This window comes from Flavobacterium ajazii, from assembly GCF_010614725.1.
In the GTDB taxonomy this organism is placed as follows: Bacteria; Bacteroidota; Bacteroidia; order Flavobacteriales; family Flavobacteriaceae; genus Flavobacterium; species Flavobacterium ajazii.
Genome location: NZ_JAAEHL010000017.1, coordinates 62,001 through 78,386 on the forward strand (window position 1 = coordinate 62,001; position 16,386 = coordinate 78,386).

The window sequence follows — 16,386 nt, forward strand, 5'->3', positions numbered from 1 at the left end:
AGTAAATATTTACAAATTCAAAGATTACAAATTTTGTCTATTATTATAAAAAGAGTAGTTAAAATTGAAACCAGTTCTCTAATCAAATAAAACATCCTCATAAAATTTTAAATAACTAAAAATATATAAAAATGGCAACAACATCTTTTGCAAAAAAACTAGTTGATATTACTCAACAACAATATTCGACATATAAAAATATGGATGAATCCGAAACCAAACTTTGTAAACAAATACAAAAATATTGGACTGAACTTGGATTTAATTTTACAAGTTGTGTTACTGTTCCTTGGTCAGCTGTTTTTGTTTCTTGGTGCATAAAACAAGCTGGAGCAACATCAATAGAATTTAAATTTGCACAAAGCCATTCAAAATTTGTAAATAAAGCTATTACAAATAAGTTACAAAATAGTGGTGTATTTAGAGGACATAGAATAAACGAATACCAACCAAAAATAGGAGATATTATTCATAACAATCGTAGCGGCAATACATATAACTACGATTATGCTATTAATCATGACAGTTACGAGTCTCATTCTGCAATAGTCATTGAAATTGGTGAAGATAATTCTGGTAAATATGCTTTGACAATTGGAGGCAATGAAGGTGATTCTATTAGAGTAAAGGAAATTCGTCTTGATAAAATGGGATTCATTAAACCACGCAATACCAATCCTTTTATATCTATTATTGAAAATTTGAAATAGAAGTAGACAAACAAAATAAACAACTCATATAAATAATTTAAGATTTTATTAAAAATTTACGCTTATGGATATGTAAAAATACTTAAGCAAAAAAACAAGTCCGCTACTTAATCAAATCTATCTGCTTACAATATCAGAGATGATAAATCCTTTTTATTAGGTTGAAGAACGAGTATATTAGACAACGTTACTATAAATTAAATAAATTAATATGCGGAAAATATTTAAATTTAAAGAAGTTATTGCAATAGTTTTAACAATTGTATCATCTATACTATTTTTTAAACCAGACAAATTGCAAATACTTAGCTTAAACAATGATTCACTTTTAGTTTATTCCGCACTATTAAATATAATCATATTAATAATTGCAATATTTTTATTTTCCTCAATTAGTAATGATTTCTATTTATTAAAAAGAAAACATGGAAAATTTAAAAAACCTGAATTAGAAGATTTGAAGAAGGTTAGTCAAATTCTTAAAATCTCTGAAAAAAAGTCTGAATATTTTGTCGAAAGAACAAGTGCCATAGTTGGTCAGTTAGTCAGTAACTTTACATTATTTCTTTGGCCATTAATAATTTTTTACACACTAAACATTATTAAAGATATATTGCATTTGACCCCCTCAGACGATTTCAAAAATTGTTCTTCTTATCTTGACTATATATACGGGCTTTCAATTGACAAAACGTCAAACGCTTTTTGGTATCTTACCATTAGCGCTTTGGCAAATATTTTTAATTTTATTTCTGGTATAGGTTTATGGGTAAGTTTTAGTATACTTTATCAAAAAACATTAGATTCTAACAATAAAAGTACTTTACATTTTGGAATTTATTATTTTCTTCTGACATTTTACATTTTATCATATATTATTTTGCTAGGCACTAAAATAGATTTTTTATCCATTAAATTGACCGTCTTAACACTAGACATGTTTTGCAGTATTTTTAATTGCGTAGCTATGATTTTATTTTTTAACAGATTAGTACAAATACTATATTTCTATCAAACAAATCTCAAAGAAAAATTATTGGATAAATTTTATTTTTTCATCGCAACTATTCTTTTTCCAATTTATGCTTGTTTCCAAATATTTTTTGGCGTTTTTGATCAACTTGTGTCTAATGAAACAAATTATTACGTTGCCGTTAAAGGAATTGTTTTTTTTGTCTGCTTTTTAGGTAAACTTTTCCTTGTTCTATTTTTATATTCTTTTATTCGTATTAAATGGATGCATGCTGCTATTTTAACATTAATAGCACATGAAGAAACACCGAATGAACTTGCAAAAAATCTATCGTCAATTTCCAATTCGATTGATATGATAAATGATGAAATTAAAAATCTCGATCAAAATTAAGGTTATTTATCGATTAGACGTCTTAAAACTAATTGATATGCTTTTTCACTAGTGCGAGCACTAAGCTATAAGTTCTCAAAATTCCGCTTGCGAGAGCTGCTATCTCGTAATTACATTAATATCTGTGTTTACGGTATGACTTGGCAAACTTGGCGCATCATGATGAAGCAAAAGAATACTTGCTTTTAGCAAATCTGAAACCATTAAGTTTAATTGGTTGTAACCAGATACTTTTAGTGTTACGTTAAACGAATTATCACTATTATGTGGTTTTAGCTTTTTAAGCTTTTTTGCGGCATACATTGATTGAAGAAATTCTGCTACTCGTTCTTTATGTTTTGTTTCCATAATATCCTTTTTTAGTTTATTTAGTCTTTTTATTCTAATTTTTCATAGAAACGAAATTACAAGTAATGGATAATTTTTAGAGGATTGTATACAATCGGTTGTATACAGCCGATATATAAATCTAAATAAATCCGGTAGCTTGAAATTTACTATCTGTGCTTGTAAAAGTGAGCCATAATGCAAATCTTAAAACAAAAACTACTAAACTTTTGTTTATATTTACAAGCAGGACAAACCAATCTTTGCGGGTATGGATTGCAAATCCATGCTATCGCTATCGTGGTTAGTTAAATAAAAATCATCTAACTTTCATAATTTAAATCATGCTGGTAATTCGATTATTTAAAAAAATAAGCCAAACCTTATTATTTAGTTTTATTGCAATTTTGAATTCAGGATATTCGCAGGCGCAGAATAATAAGCCCTCCTATTATTTTTACTCTCTTGAAGATGCTTTGAAATTTCCAGCAGATAGCGTACTTGGTATTACCCTTCATGGAAAAAAAATAGATAATTTCCCCAGAGAGGTTTTAAAATTTAAACATCTTAGGAGACTGGACTTAAGCAGCTGTGAATTAACTAGTGTTCCTCCTGAAATAGCTAATTTACAAGAGCTTACTGAACTTGATTTAAAAGACAATAAACTTTTATCTATTCCAAAAGAAATAGGACAATTGATAAATCTTGAATTATTATGGATAGCGGATAATAAAATTGAAAATATTCCTAAAGAAATCGGACAACTTACAAAACTCCAGGATTTGGGACTATATTATTGTAAAATTAAAAGGTTGCCTTCTGAAATTGGTAATCTAAAAAATCTCGAAAGGATTGATCTTATACATAACGGTTTAATAGAATTACCTAATGAAATTGGTAATCTTGTTAACCTAAAAGAGTTGTTATTAGATGAAAACAACATTTCGATACTTCCCAGGGAAATTGGTAATCTTAAAAAATTAGAACGATTAAATATAAAAAGTAATGTAATAAAATCATTACCTGCTGAAATTGGTGAATTGGAAAATTTAATATATTTATTTGCAAACAGAAATAGAATTATAAGTATCCCGCCTGAATTATCTAAACTTCAGAAAATTGAATATATAAATTTTGCATTTAACCAAATAACTACTTTACCAGAAGAATTGATACATTTAAATGTGTCAACTTTAACACGAATAGTTTTTGAAGGTAATCCTATTCAATCTATTCCGAAATCCATGTTTCCCTTTTTTGAGAAATACAATTATGCATATTCAGATAAAATTAGTGAATTAGCATCAAAATAATCATGTTGTATAATTAATCATTTAATCCGGATAGCCCGAATATAGCTTTAAGTTTCGATAACGCAGCTGCAAGTCCGCACTGCCAAATACAAATTTTTAAAAGACTTTGCGCCTTTGCTAAAACCGCCTACATATACAAACTTCTGATTTTTGCTATAATTATTTTTTAAATTTACACAACAACACACTCCATTCGCTCCTGTATACATGCTTCTCTTCCTTCTTCTGGCACTAGAACAAATTCATTCGCAAATTTCCAGGCATCATCTCTGGCAGTTTTCATACTAAAATCAATAAAGAAATTATCTATTTTACTCGTCAATTTTAAGATAATGGTAAGCGTTTACCAAATTTTGATCAGGCATTTTTCAACATGCCCTACGAGATTGCTGAGAATAATATTTCTATTTCAGAAGTTAATTTTCCAAAAAAACAAGTGCTTCTCACAATCTATCCAGCCACCTGAATTTTTACATTTCTCAAAATTGGTCGTTATAAGCCAATATTTAAAAATTGGCTTAAAAAAGCCTACTACCTTCTTTGTAACACTTTAAACAACTTGTATTTAAAGCATTATCTAAAAACATTAAATTGGTCAAAAAACGTCACTTAATAAAAAATGGCTTTTTTTGACCAATTTTAGATATATTTGTGTATAAAATTTTCCGAATATGATAGCAGTAATTACCGGTGATATAATAAACTCAAGAAAGGTAAATCCTGAAATATGGCTTCCTAAACTTAAAGAATACTTTTCAAAAATTATATTAGATTCTGAAAAGTGGGAAATATATAGAGGCGACAGCTTTCAAATTGAAGTCGAAATAGAAAAAGCTCTGGAAATTGCAATATCTATAAAAGCCTTAATAAAATCTAGTAATCAAATAGATGTAAGAATGTCAATTGGTCTGGGCGATAAAAATTTCAAAGGAAAAAAAATTACTGAATCTTATGGAACTGCCTATATAAACTCAGGAGAAAGTTTCGAAAAGATTAAAAATAATACATTAATCCTGCGAAGTCCATTTAGCGAATTTGACGATTACTTTAACCCAATACTGAAATTACTCAGTTTTATAAGTGATAACTGGAAACCTGTTACATCTGAAACTATATTTTACACCTTAACACACAGAGAACTTTTACAAAAAGAAATAGCCGAAAGACTGTCAAAAGACAAAACAACTATTAACAAAGCTTTAAAAAGAGGAGGCTACGATGAAATAATAGAAATAATAGATTTATACTCTCAAAAAATACAACAATGGTTGAATTAATATTAAAGATTACACTCGTACATCTGTTGGGCGATTTTGTTTTTCAAACCAACAAAATGGTAAATGACATTGAAAACAAAAAATTTGCATCAAAATATTTGTACCTGCATGTACTTATTCATTTAGCTCTAATCCTGCTGATTACGCAGTTTGAAAAAGGCTATATAATACCCGCAATAACACTGGCTTTTTCACACTTAATAATCGATATAACAACCAAAATATTGATTAAAAATAAAATCAGTAATATTAGCAATTTAATAATCGATCAGATGCTTCACGCTATAATGATAGCATTATTTGTCAAATATTTTTATGCCTATACTATAGATTTTAACCAAATTTTCAATTTTAAAAATTATCTGTTATTAATTGCATTGGTAAGCATAACGTTTGTATCTGCTATCATTATAAAAAGAATAATGGAAATCTTTAATTATCCTTTACCAAATAACGGAATCAAAGACGCTGGAAAATACATCGGAATGTTAGAAAGGTTATTCATTTTCATTTTTATAACAGCTTCTTTCTGGGAAGGTGTTGGATTCTTACTCGCAGCCAAATCAATTTTCAGATTTGGTGACTTAAAAGAAAATAAAGAAATCAGATTAACCGAATATATTTTAATCGGAACATTAATAAGTTTTGGTTTTGCAATATTTATAGCCAAAATATATCTAAAATTAAAAACTATCACATAATCTCCGTATTCAGCAATCCGTTCTTCAACATCGAGACATAATACTAGCTTACAAGAAAACAAAACCAACACAAATGAATAAATTTAACTTTGATAATAAAAAATTTGCCCTTATCCAAAATTCTGATAATGGAGAAGTAAATACAGAAACCATTTTTAATTATAAGCAGCAAGACAATCTTGTAACTGCTGAATATTTTGGAGGTACGATAAAATACGGAAAAATTATTGCTGATCTCAAAGATGATCAATTAAATATGCTTTATCAATGCTTAACAACAGACAATCAATTGAAAGCCGGTAAAGCATTAGCTCAAATTACACTGACCGAAAACGGCAAAATTAAATTGTCTTTAGATTGGGAGTGGCTGACAAACGGAAATGATAAAGGAAAATCTGAATACATAGAAATTGAATAAGTAAATTTTAAAGTTTTAAAAACCTTTGACAAATAAAGATTCATACAATAAAATTATTGACAGCTGGATTACTGCCCGAAACAATGCTATTGTAAACAAACCCATTATAGACTTTGCTGACTATATAAATTCTGAAGGAACCATCTTAGACATTGGATGCGGAACCGGATTGCCAATAGCCAAATATCTTTCTGAACGCAATTTTTCGATAACAGGAATAGATCAATCGGCTAAAATGATAGAAATGGCCAAATCTGCCGGGATTAAAAACGCTGTCTTTTCTACCTGCGATTTTTTTGATTTTGAATCAGATGAAAAGTTCAACGGAATTATAGCCTGGGACTCACTTTTTCATTTTCCAAAAGAGCGACAAAAAGAAATTTACAGCAAAGTATATCATTTATTAGCCCACGGAGGTTATTTCCTTTTTACCCACGGAAAAGAAGAAGATGAACATATTGACAGTATGTTTGGTGAACAATTTTATTACAGCTGTCTGTCTAAAGATTTTGTTCTCGGCTTAATGAAAGAATTTGGTTTTGAAATAGTTTATTCAATCGAAAATTTTGTTGAAGAAAAAGACCAGCGTGATTGGGTTGTACTGGCAAGAAAAAAGTAAAAAAAACACTACTGCTCTATTCCTGAAGCATAATTAGCTATAATCGTCTATTGAGTAATATTCCTAATAATTTATTAATACCCGTTTTTATTGTCTTCATACCTAAATATTGAAGCCTCAAGGCATTTTTTCTCTAGTTAGTTTCTTAATTGTTTAGTTTCATTTCTTCAAAAAAGATAATTACAAAAATTAACTAAAGAAACCGAATTATGAAAACTACAAAAAAGGTATTACTTTTAATCACACTAATCTCATTGTGTGCCTGTAAAAAGGATTCAAAAGGAGAAAAAGATACTTATACGAGTATCAAAAGTACCGCTTCTTCCGAGTGTTTAGCTCCAGCTAATTGGTTTACGATGGTAAATAACACACGCCAGACTCCTCCTCCAAATGAAGGACCAACAAGCGTATTTGCCAACAATGCAACAGTAACTAATTGTGACTTTCATCAATGGTCCTGGCAAAAATTTCTTTGGCTTACCAATGAGGTTAATGGAGTTCCATCGTTTATAACTACGCTGATTCAGGTGAATGCAGATGGTCAGAGATTAGATCCAAGTAATGGAATTGTTTTGACAGATACTGCTCAGGCAAGTTCTGCCTCTGATATTTTAAAAACACCTAATTATCCATCTGGAGTTCCTAAATCTACTACAGTGTATTATTCTATATTTATGGATAAACTGATGTATTCAACAATGCTAAAGTATGGTCCAATAGCAAAAAATGATCCTTCAAAAGTAAAAGACATAACCTTTCCTGTAGGCTCATTAGAACTTAAAACTTCCTGGATTGATGCGAGTGTTCTAAAAGATCCTTCTTCTTATTTTATTACTCAGGGAGTAATCAACGGAGTCAAAACCAAAGTGGCCCTTTTGGGTATGCATGTAGTCGGAGTGGTAGAAAATCATCCCGAATTTGTATGGGCTACTTTTGAACATGAAAATCTTGCTCCTGCTTATGACTGGTCTAAAGCTACACCAACAACTGATGCGCCTGTAACCAGTTCTGTAGATTATCCTTTTTTTAATAAAAGCAGCACTGCAACAGTTACGAATATAACTTCAAAAAACGGAATTTATACAGATGTCTTTTCTGTTTATAAATATGGGGTTCCGGTAGAAAAAGCAATGAAAGGCTCTCATAATGTTCAGCTTTATATGAAAACGAGTCAAAATGGATCGCAGAATTTTAATAATATTCGTACCATTAATGAAAGTGTTAAGAAACAGTTGAAAGGTATTTGGAACAATTATTTTTACAATGGTTCAATATGGATTAATACAGAAGGATACAATGGCACTCCGGCACAAGCTGCCTTATTAGACTCGTTAAGTGGTACTCTTTCAGAATCTACACCCGGAAAATTGACAAGAGGTTCCATTGCAGCCTATAATATTACCATGGAAACCTATGTTCAGGTAGGATTTGCCCCAAAATCAATACATCAGGTTACAGTCGATAGTCTAGTTAATTGCTTCTCATGTCATAATGCCTCTCACAGATCGAAACTTTCTCCCCTTTATATTAGTCATGTTTTTAATGGGTATGTAGGCAGCCTGAAAGGCTTAACCAGAAAGCAAATTAAACAGGAAAGTGTTAAGGAAATTATGGACGATTATAATTTGCGCCTAAAATTAAGATAGCAAGTCTCTTTATCTTTTAGTCTAAGGCAAAAATTATACATACAAAAAACCACAAGCTTCTGCTTGTGGTTTTTTATGCTTTATTTACCACCTAAAAATAGTTAAACAAGTGTTCATTTTTCATGTATCTTTTAAAACTAAATAGCAACACATTCAGCCTTTTTTTGTTCGACGATCTGCAAATCAATTATTTTTTGAGCAACATCTCCTTTTTCAAACAGGCGAATAAATTTGAAAACGGCACTCACAAAATATCCCGGGTTTGAGACCAAGCGTGCAATTTTAGTAATTTTTTCATCTCGCTCCTGTATACATGCTTCTCTTCCTTCTTCTGACACTAAAACAAATTCATTGGCAAATTTCCATGCACCATCTCTGGCAGTTTTCATACTAAAATCAATAAAGAAATTATCTATTTTACCTGTCAATTTTAATATAAAGGTAAGTGTTGGCCAAATTTTGATCAGGCATTTTTCAACATGCCCTACGAGATTGCTGAGAATAACATTTATTTGGTCAAAATCAGATTTTAAATCTTCAATATCTTCTATTGTACTGACTTCAGCTGAGGCTATGCCTAAATCCAGGTTCACATGTGCATTGATTCCGAGCAATAAATGCTGAAGCACTATTGGCCAAAAAGTTTCTGCCTGCTGAAAAGAAAATTCCCAACATGAAGATGCTTTTTCCTTAGCCTTATATTGGTAATACGCTTTCAAATACCTATTCGCAAAAATGACATCCAGTTTTTCCATTCGTTCCCCATTCTGAAAAGAACCATTTTGAATTCCTTCTTTTACTTTTATTGTAACTTCACGATAAAGAGCCGTAAACAAACCTATAGCGCTTTGTTCAAGTTTAGCAGTTTCTATTATTTCATCCAATAACTGAATGACCTCGTCTATAGTAGCAGCTTGTTTTATATTCATTTATAGTTGATTATAGTTAAAATTAACAAGAACGAATATAATTATTTTAATCTTTCAACAAACTATTTTCAAAGAATTATCCTGTTATTTTATTTTTCATTGATTCTCAGCAAACCTCCCCCTATTTTACTCATTCTTAAAAAATACTCCTTTTGGCGTATTTTTTAAAATATGTGGATTATCTAATTTTGAAGTTAATTTTAACTTTAAAAGCCTTTTATTTATGATAAAAAAATTACTCTTTACTCTTTTTAGTTTTGCGATTTTTTCAATTTCTTATTCGCAACAAGAAGCTACAGATTACATTTCTGGTCTAAGTGAACCCTCTGCAATTATTAACAAAGGAAATATACTCTATGCACAGGGACCTAAAAATCTATACGAAATAAATACTGCTTCTGGCTCTCCTACTGCAAATGTAATTTATACAGCTGCGGCAAACTTTTACATGACCAACCTTACCATTAGCGGTAATATTATTTATATCGCAGAAGAAAATTATGATGAAGTTGCTAATGTATCTTTTGGATGCAGGATCATATCTATTGATACTAACAATCCAGGTGCAGGTATTACTGTAATTTACTCTACTCCACAATATGTCTCATCATTGGCGATTACCGGATCTACGATTTATTTCACAGCAGAAACGGCTCCGGATGCGAATGATAATTTTACACTGCAGGTTCAAAAGATAGATCTTTTAAATCCAGTAGCCACAATTGTAAAAAATAGCGTAACTACAGATAACGATGCAAATGATTTGGCTATCTATGAAAATCATGTGTATATATCTGTTGGCGGCAAAGGGAAAATATATGTTTTTGATATCGCAGACCCTACAAATTTAGGGGATGACGATTTTAGTTTTAATAAAGGTATTTTTTTTAGTAACCAAAGGTTATTTATTACAGAGGGCAATTTAATCACAATGATGACAGCTAATTCCTCTAACAGAACCACAGTTGCCCAAAATACAACTTACAAGGACAACAATAACGGAACACCTTTTAATGCAAACTTTAGAGATGTGGTTTTGATTGGTGACAAGCTATACATGACCTTATTAAATCAGGGAAAAGTAGTTACCGTGCAGGATGCCACTTTATCTAACAAAGAATTCAATCAGGATTTAAAAGCTGTTTCAGTTTACAATTCAAAAACTGAACTTATTGTTTCGGGATTAGAAAACAATCATCAGGCTGACATCTATAATTTATCAGGACAACTATTAGCTACAAAACAAGTTTCTGCAAACGATAACTCAATTGACATAAGTTCATACAGCCATGGTGCTTATATAATTAAATTAGGCACTAAATCATTTAAATTTATTAAATAGTCTAAAGTAAAATACCAATTTCCACTTATTACAAAAGCTGCAAGAAAATATTTTTGCAGCTTTTGTATTTATAAAGAAAAAATCAATCTTTGCAAGCAGGATTACATCAGACAACATAAACTGATTAAACACACTCCTCATAAAGACTTTATACAATTTAAAGACTCACTACAAAATGGACATTCAACATATACCAAACGATTTAAATATTGATACAAAAAGTGAGGTTCAGATTTTCGACTATCAGGTATACAGCTCCTCAGTCAGGAATAAGGTCATGCTGAATAAGAATACTTTTAGCTTTTTACTCGAAGGCATAAAAGAAGTTTTTACACAGGAGAAAGCAACAACAATCAACAATGACGCATTTTTGTTGATCAAATCCGGGAATTGTTTAATGACTGAAAATCTTTCTGAAACCAACAGTTATCGAAGCATATTGCTGTTTTTTGATAATAATATGTTACTTAACTTTTTGCAAAAGAACAATCTTTTGATAGCTGATAATTCAAATTTTAAGTCTTTTTGAAATATTTGAATATGATGATTATATTCAGCACTTCGTAAACAGTTTGATTAAAATAAAAGAATATTCCGCTTCACTTCAGAAAAGTTTATTACAAACAAAACTGGAGGAAATACTAACCTATCTCGTTCATAAAAAAGGGACTCAGTTTTTAAATAATATTCTTACTCAGCAGAACAGTCAGATAAAACATTTTACAGATGTAATTGAAAGCAATAAACTGAACAATCTAACCGTGCAGGAACTTTCTTTTTTATGCAACATGAGCATTTCTACTTTCAAAAGAAATTTTGAGAACCATTACCAGACAAGCCCTATAAAATGGTTTCAGGAAAAAAGACTGGAATATTCGGCTTATCTGCTGACTAATAAGAAGAAACGTCCTGTTGATATTTATTTTGAAGTAGGCTTCGAAAGTTTATCCAGTTTCACTCAGGCTTTTAAAGTAAAATACAACATTACCCCAAAACAATTTCAACTGTCAAAATGAACTTTTAGAAACACTTTTAGAACTTTTTAGAATAACCCGAAAGCTTTCCTGCAAACTACCTTTACAGTCTATAAATCTTAAATAAATAAAAAATGAAAAAGATTAATTTACTGATAATGGTTTTCTTCTTATTTACATCAGGAACAATTATTGCCCAAAAAACATTTACGCTAAGCAGTAAAGATTTAGGCGGACAGGCTACAAAAACAGAAGAATTCGGAGGTTTTGGCTGTACGGGTAAAAACCAGTCTCCACAGCTATCATGGGCTAATGCGCCGGAAGGTACAAAAAGTTTTGCCGTTACAATGTATGATCCTGATGCGCCAACCGGCAGCGGTTGGTGGCATTGGGTCGTATTTGATATTCCGGCTACCAGCAATGAATTGGTTACAAACGCAGGGAATTTATCATTAAATCTAACACCAAAAGGAACTATTCAAAGTGTTACAAATTATGGTGTGGCAGGATATGGCGGGCCATGTCCTCCTGAAAATCACGGATCGCATCAGTATATCATTACCGTTTATGCTTTAAAAACTGCAAAATTAGGCACAGATGCCAATACAAATCCTGCAGTTGTCGGTTATAATTTATGGATGAATACTATTGCAAAAGCAAGTATTGTAACCTATTACCGAAGAGAAAAAAAATAAATCAATCCGAGAAACATCACCAATAAAGCCCTTCGTTCAACAACTGAAGGGCTTTGTTGATACTGAATAATACTGTAAGTCGTTTTAGCCTTAACAAAATTTCAATACCAATTTCTAAATTCCTAATTTCGCTTTCAAATAAGAAAGAAGAAAATGAAGGTCTGTATTGCCGAGAAACCAAGTGTAGCACGTGAAATTGCATCTGTTTTGGGTGCCAATACCAAACACGATGGCTATTACGAAGGAAATGGTTATGCAGTAACTTACACTTTTGGTCATTTATGTACCTTAAAAGAACCCAACGATTATAAACCACACTGGAAAAGCTGGGATTTGAACAATCTGCCAATGCTTCCAGAAAAGTTCGAAACCAAAGTCGTTCAGAATTCGGGAATCCAGAAACAGTTTAAAATTATTAAAAGTCTTTTCGATAAAGCCGAAGTTGTCATCAACTGCGGGGATGCCGGACAGGAAGGAGAACTAATTCAGCGCTGGGTGATGAACGAAGCGCATTATAAAGGCGAAATCCAACGTTTATGGATTTCGTCATTGACCACAGAAGCCATCAAAGAAGGTTTTGAGAACTTAAAACCTTCTGCTAATTACGATAATTTATTCTACGCCGGATTTTCCAGAGCAATTGGAGACTGGCTTTTGGGAATGAATGCCACTCGTTTGTATACTGTAAAACATGGTGGTTACAAACAGGTTTTATCTATCGGGCGTGTACAGACACCAACATTGGCAATGGTTGTAGATCGTTTTAGAGAAATCGAAAACTTTAAACCACAGCCTTATTGGGAACTGCAGACCTTATACAGAGAAACACTTTTTAGTTATGAAGAAGGCCGTTTTCTGAATAAAGAAGATGGAGAAATCCTGGCTGAAAAAGTAAAAGAAAGTGATTTCGAAATTGTTTCTGTCGATAAAAAAAACGGAAATGAATATGCTCCGAAACTGTTTGATTTAACGGGTCTGCAGGTTTACTGCAATCAAAAATTCGGGTTTTCGGCAGAAGAAACACTTAAAATTGCACAGACATTATATGAACAGAAAGCTATAACTTATCCTAGAGTTGATACAGCTTTTTTGCCCGGAGATATTTACCCGAAAGTACCCGGAATTTTGCAAAAATTAACGAATTATAGCCATCTGACAGAAACACTTTTAGGAAAGAAAATCAAGAAATCACCAAAGATTTTTAACGATAAAAAAGTAACCGATCACCATGCTATTATTCCAACGGGAATTGAAATCAATCTTCCGTACAATCAACAGCAGGTTTACGATATTATTACAAAACGTTTTATTGCTGTATTTTACGATGATTGTTTAGTAGCTAATACTACAGTAATCGGAAAAGCTGCTGAAGTTACTTTTAAAGCAACAGGAAAAGAAATCCTGAAAAAAGGTTTTCGTGTCGTTTTTGAAGATCCTAATACGAAAGAAAAAGAACCGGATTTACTGCCAAGTTTTGTGGTAGGCGAAAAAGGTCCGCATGAACCTTCATTTCTCCAAAAAGAAACCAAACCGCCCAATCAGTTTACCGAAGCAACTTTACTGCGTGCAATGGAAACCGCTGGAAAACAAGTTGACGACGAAGATTTACGTGAGCTGATGAAAGAAAACGGAATCGGTCGCCCGTCAACACGTGCGAATATTATTGAAACGCTTTTCAAACGTCAGTATATTGTCCGCAACAAAAAACAGGTTTTACCAACGATAACAGGGATTCAGTTGATTGATACGATTCAGAATGAATTGATAAAATCGGCTGAACTTACAGGTTCTTGGGAGAAACAGTTGAAAGATATTGAAAAAGGCACTTTTACCGCTGCTGCATTTATTAGAAATATGAAGCGCATGGTTGAAGCTTTGGTTACCGAAGTTCGAAGCGAAACGAAACGCGCTAATATTTCGCATGCCGCAACGATTCAGAAACCAATTGTAAAAGCAGAAAAAGAAAAAAAGAAAGTTTTCGGAATTACGGCAGAAACGTGTCCAAAGTGCCAAAAGGGAAATATTATTAAAGGTAAATCGGCTTTTGGATGCAGCGAATATAAATCAGGCTGTGATTTTGTGCTTCCGTTCGTTTTTCATGACAAAAAAATTACGGAAAGCCAATATTTGCGATTGGTTCAGAAAGGTTCTACAGTAAACATTAAAGGTTTTAAAACCGATTCCGGAATTGTTGAAGGTTTAATTCGTTTTGAAGAAAATTACAAACTGAAATTAGAGCCAAAGAAAACTGATAAAAAATCCGATCCAAAAGAAAATTCGGATGCATTAGTTTGTCCAAAATGTAAAAAAGGAACTATCTTAAAAGGTAAAACAGCTTACGGTTGTGCAGAATACAAATCAGGCTGTGATTTTAAAGTCACTTTTGATGAAGTAAGAGCAAAGCTAAAAGATCAAAAACCAACAAAGGAGCTTGTTTATTCAATTTTATGCAGTGAAAAGTAAGAAGCAAAATGTTAGATGTTAAAGAATACACATTTCACATTTCACATTTCACATTTCACATTTCACATTTCACATTTCACATTTCACAAATAAACAATTCTTTTCATACTTTAGTAGCAACATTACAAAACCAAAATCCCATAAATATGTTTCAGAAAATTACAATCATAGCACTTATAATAGCTTTCGTCTCCTGTCAGAAAAAAGAAACCGTTGAAAAAGACAAAATCAAAAAAGCAGACTGGTTAATCGGGAACTGGAAAAACACCTCTCCTGATGGTTTTTTAATCGAAAACTGGCAAAAATTAAACGACAGTACCTTTAGCGCTGCTTCTTATTTCATTAAAGGAAAAGATACTCTACATTTTGAAAATATTATTTTGGCTCAATTGGGCGAAACATTAACTTACAAAGCAACTGTAAAAGGTCAAAATGAGGATAAACCAGTTTTCTTCCCTTCAACTTCTGAAACAGACAAACAATTGATTTTTGAAAATCCAAAACACGATTATCCTCAAAAAATTACTTATACAAAAGGAGCTAATAATACTTTGACAGCTGAAATTTCTGGAAATTTGAATGGTAAGCAGACTACGGAAAGGTTTATTATGACGAAGAAGTAAAACAATGAGACAAAAGATCAATTATATTCAGATTATTTTTCATTTAATAGCGACCTACTTTTTAGTATTTTCTTTTCAGTCTTTTGCATGGATTCATGATGTAAAACTAATTAATCTGACAGAAACTTATGGTGCTGAGAACATTGTGACCAATCATGAAAAATATGGAATAGGTCTAGAAGAAATTGCTTTATTTACTTTTTGGCCAAGACTAGCCTGCTTAATAGGGATTCTATTTGCATTCCTACTATCCATTGCAATCTCAAAAATGAAAAAGTGGTCAATACTAAATAGTTTTGTGATTTTACTTATAAGTTATTTTTTATATAGATTTGATATTTTAAGCTGGAAGTATTCTAAATCATTTTTATCCGTTAACCGTTTTATTGATGATTATCAAACTATATTTATACTAAACGGCTCCTGCTTATTGATTATTGGTCTTGTCATTTTCTTTTCAAAATGGACGAATAGACTCATTCAAAATCAATATCAAGAGATAATTTAAAATGAAAAAATACTTTATTTTATTTTTAGTTTTGGCTGCCATTTTGAGCTGCGATATAAAATCTCAAAAGACTATAGAGAATATCCTAGATAATTTTTCATTTAATACAACACTTTCTAATAGTACGCAAATTGTTATAAAAGCTTACGATTCATCCGTAACATATAAAAGATCAGGAAGTATTGAGTTATTTAAACCTGTAAAAGTTTTTAAAACCAAAAATAATCAGCAAATAGACGATTTTGAAAATATTTTTGAAAATGCCGAAAAAACAGGTTATTGCTGTTGTCCAACAAGTTCTTATTCTGTTGATTTTTTAAATAAAGAAGAACTGCTTGGTTTATTTTATGTAGATACACTCCAATTTAAAGATAAAGTTCGAATTTATGAAGGTAGTTTTCAATATTCGTACATTATAGAAAAACAAAAATGGAAAGATTATTTAAATAAAATCGTTGAAAAATAAATTCAGAGA

General features: G+C 31.3%; 19 protein-coding genes. 16 read left to right on the forward strand and 3 right to left on the reverse strand.

The annotated features are described in order from the left end of the window. The first annotated feature begins 131 nt into the window (after nt 1-131). Together GWR14_RS22775 and GWR14_RS22780 are read left to right on the forward strand one after the other, a co-directional pair. A complete protein-coding gene (locus GWR14_RS22775) occupies nt 132-710 on the forward strand; it encodes a DUF2272 domain-containing protein (protein WP_163411443.1) in 579 nt (192 codons plus the stop codon). A 211-nt stretch (nt 711-921) separates the two neighbouring features. Further along, a complete protein-coding gene (locus GWR14_RS22780) occupies nt 922-2,076 on the forward strand; it encodes a hypothetical protein (protein ID WP_163411444.1) in 1,155 nt (384 codons plus the stop codon). Nucleotides 2,077-2,175: 99 nt separating this feature from the next. Here the strand turns inward: GWR14_RS22780 and GWR14_RS22785 are convergent, their stop codons facing one another. Then, the gene (locus tag GWR14_RS22785; protein ID WP_163411445.1) at nt 2,176-2,424 is read right to left on the reverse strand and encodes a hypothetical protein; all 249 of its coding nucleotides are present in this window, start codon (nt 2,422-2,424) and stop codon (nt 2,176-2,178) included. Nucleotides 2,425-2,747: 323 nt separating this feature from the next. Between GWR14_RS22785 and GWR14_RS22790 the strand changes: the two genes are divergently transcribed. Next, nucleotides 2,748-3,716, forward strand: coding sequence for a leucine-rich repeat domain-containing protein (locus GWR14_RS22790; protein WP_163411446.1), 969 nt, complete (start codon nt 2,748-2,750; stop codon nt 3,714-3,716). 172 nt (nt 3,717-3,888) lie between these two features. Here the strand turns inward: GWR14_RS22790 and GWR14_RS23965 are convergent, their stop codons facing one another. Next, nucleotides 3,889-4,050 (reverse strand): DUF5995 family protein, encoded by a 162-nt coding sequence (locus tag GWR14_RS23965; protein WP_317165172.1) that lies wholly within the window; start codon nt 4,048-4,050, stop codon nt 3,889-3,891. 337 nt (nt 4,051-4,387) lie between these two features. Here GWR14_RS23965 and GWR14_RS22795 point away from each other — a divergent pair, with 337 nt between their 5' ends. The 5 genes from GWR14_RS22795 (at nt 4,388) to GWR14_RS22815 (ending at nt 8,377) form a co-directional block, all read left to right on the forward strand. Next, nucleotides 4,388-4,993, forward strand: a complete 606-nt coding sequence (locus GWR14_RS22795) for a transcriptional regulator (RefSeq protein ID WP_163411447.1) — start codon at nt 4,388-4,390, stop codon at nt 4,991-4,993. Then, a complete protein-coding gene (locus GWR14_RS22800; protein WP_163411448.1) occupies nt 4,981-5,694 on the forward strand; it encodes a DUF3307 domain-containing protein in 714 nt (237 codons plus the stop codon). The genes GWR14_RS22795 and GWR14_RS22800 overlap by 13 nt, the downstream gene beginning before the upstream one ends. 73 nt (nt 5,695-5,767) lie before the next feature. Further along, a complete protein-coding gene (locus GWR14_RS22805) occupies nt 5,768-6,112 on the forward strand; it encodes a hypothetical protein (RefSeq protein WP_163411449.1) in 345 nt (114 codons plus the stop codon). 25 nt (nt 6,113-6,137) lie between these two features. Next, the gene (locus GWR14_RS22810) at nt 6,138-6,731 is read left to right on the forward strand and encodes a class I SAM-dependent DNA methyltransferase (RefSeq protein ID WP_163411450.1); all 594 of its coding nucleotides are present in this window, start codon (nt 6,138-6,140) and stop codon (nt 6,729-6,731) included. A gap of 209 nt (nt 6,732-6,940) precedes the next feature. Further along, nucleotides 6,941-8,377, forward strand: coding sequence for a hypothetical protein (locus GWR14_RS22815; protein WP_163411451.1), 1,437 nt, complete (start codon nt 6,941-6,943; stop codon nt 8,375-8,377). Between the two features lie 137 nt (nt 8,378-8,514). Here the strand turns inward: GWR14_RS22815 and GWR14_RS22820 are convergent, their stop codons facing one another. Further along, the gene (locus GWR14_RS22820) at nt 8,515-9,306 is read right to left on the reverse strand and encodes a DUF5995 family protein (RefSeq protein WP_163411452.1); all 792 of its coding nucleotides are present in this window, start codon (nt 9,304-9,306) and stop codon (nt 8,515-8,517) included. A 223-nt stretch (nt 9,307-9,529) separates the two neighbouring features. On the opposite strand from GWR14_RS22820, the gene GWR14_RS22825 reads away from it, so the two are divergent. The 8 genes from GWR14_RS22825 to GWR14_RS22860 all read left to right on the forward strand — a co-directional run bounded on the left by GWR14_RS22825 (nt 9,530) and on the right by GWR14_RS22860 (nt 16,377). Next, nucleotides 9,530-10,648: a T9SS type A sorting domain-containing protein gene (locus GWR14_RS22825; RefSeq protein ID WP_163411453.1), complete on the forward strand. Its 1,119-nt coding sequence runs from the start codon at nt 9,530-9,532 to the stop codon at nt 10,646-10,648. A 175-nt stretch (nt 10,649-10,823) separates the two neighbouring features. Next, nucleotides 10,824-11,177 carry a hypothetical protein gene (locus GWR14_RS22830; protein WP_163411454.1) on the forward strand — a complete coding sequence of 118 codons (354 nt, stop codon included), beginning with the start codon at nt 10,824-10,826 and terminating at the stop codon, nt 11,175-11,177. 43 nt (nt 11,178-11,220) lie between these two features. After that, a complete protein-coding gene (locus tag GWR14_RS22835) occupies nt 11,221-11,664 on the forward strand; it encodes a helix-turn-helix domain-containing protein (protein WP_163411455.1) in 444 nt (147 codons plus the stop codon). 92 nt (nt 11,665-11,756) lie between these two features. After that, on the forward strand, nt 11,757-12,317 hold the full coding sequence (locus GWR14_RS22840; protein WP_163411456.1) for a YbhB/YbcL family Raf kinase inhibitor-like protein: 561 nt from the start codon (nt 11,757-11,759) through the stop codon (nt 12,315-12,317). A gap of 153 nt (nt 12,318-12,470) precedes the next feature. Next, a complete protein-coding gene (locus GWR14_RS22845; RefSeq protein WP_163411457.1) occupies nt 12,471-14,780 on the forward strand; it encodes a DNA topoisomerase 3 in 2,310 nt (769 codons plus the stop codon). A 146-nt stretch (nt 14,781-14,926) separates the two neighbouring features. After that, entirely contained in the window at nt 14,927-15,403 is a 477-nt protein-coding gene (locus tag GWR14_RS22850; protein WP_163411458.1) for a DUF6265 family protein, read from the forward strand. A 4-nt stretch (nt 15,404-15,407) separates the two neighbouring features. After that, complete coding sequence (locus GWR14_RS22855) at nt 15,408-15,911, forward strand: hypothetical protein (protein WP_163411459.1); 504 nt, start codon at nt 15,408-15,410, stop codon at nt 15,909-15,911. Nucleotide 15,912: 1 nt separating this feature from the next. Continuing rightward, nucleotides 15,913-16,377: a hypothetical protein gene (locus GWR14_RS22860; RefSeq protein WP_163411460.1), complete on the forward strand. Its 465-nt coding sequence runs from the start codon at nt 15,913-15,915 to the stop codon at nt 16,375-16,377. The last annotated feature ends 9 nt before the right edge of the window (nt 16,378-16,386 follow it).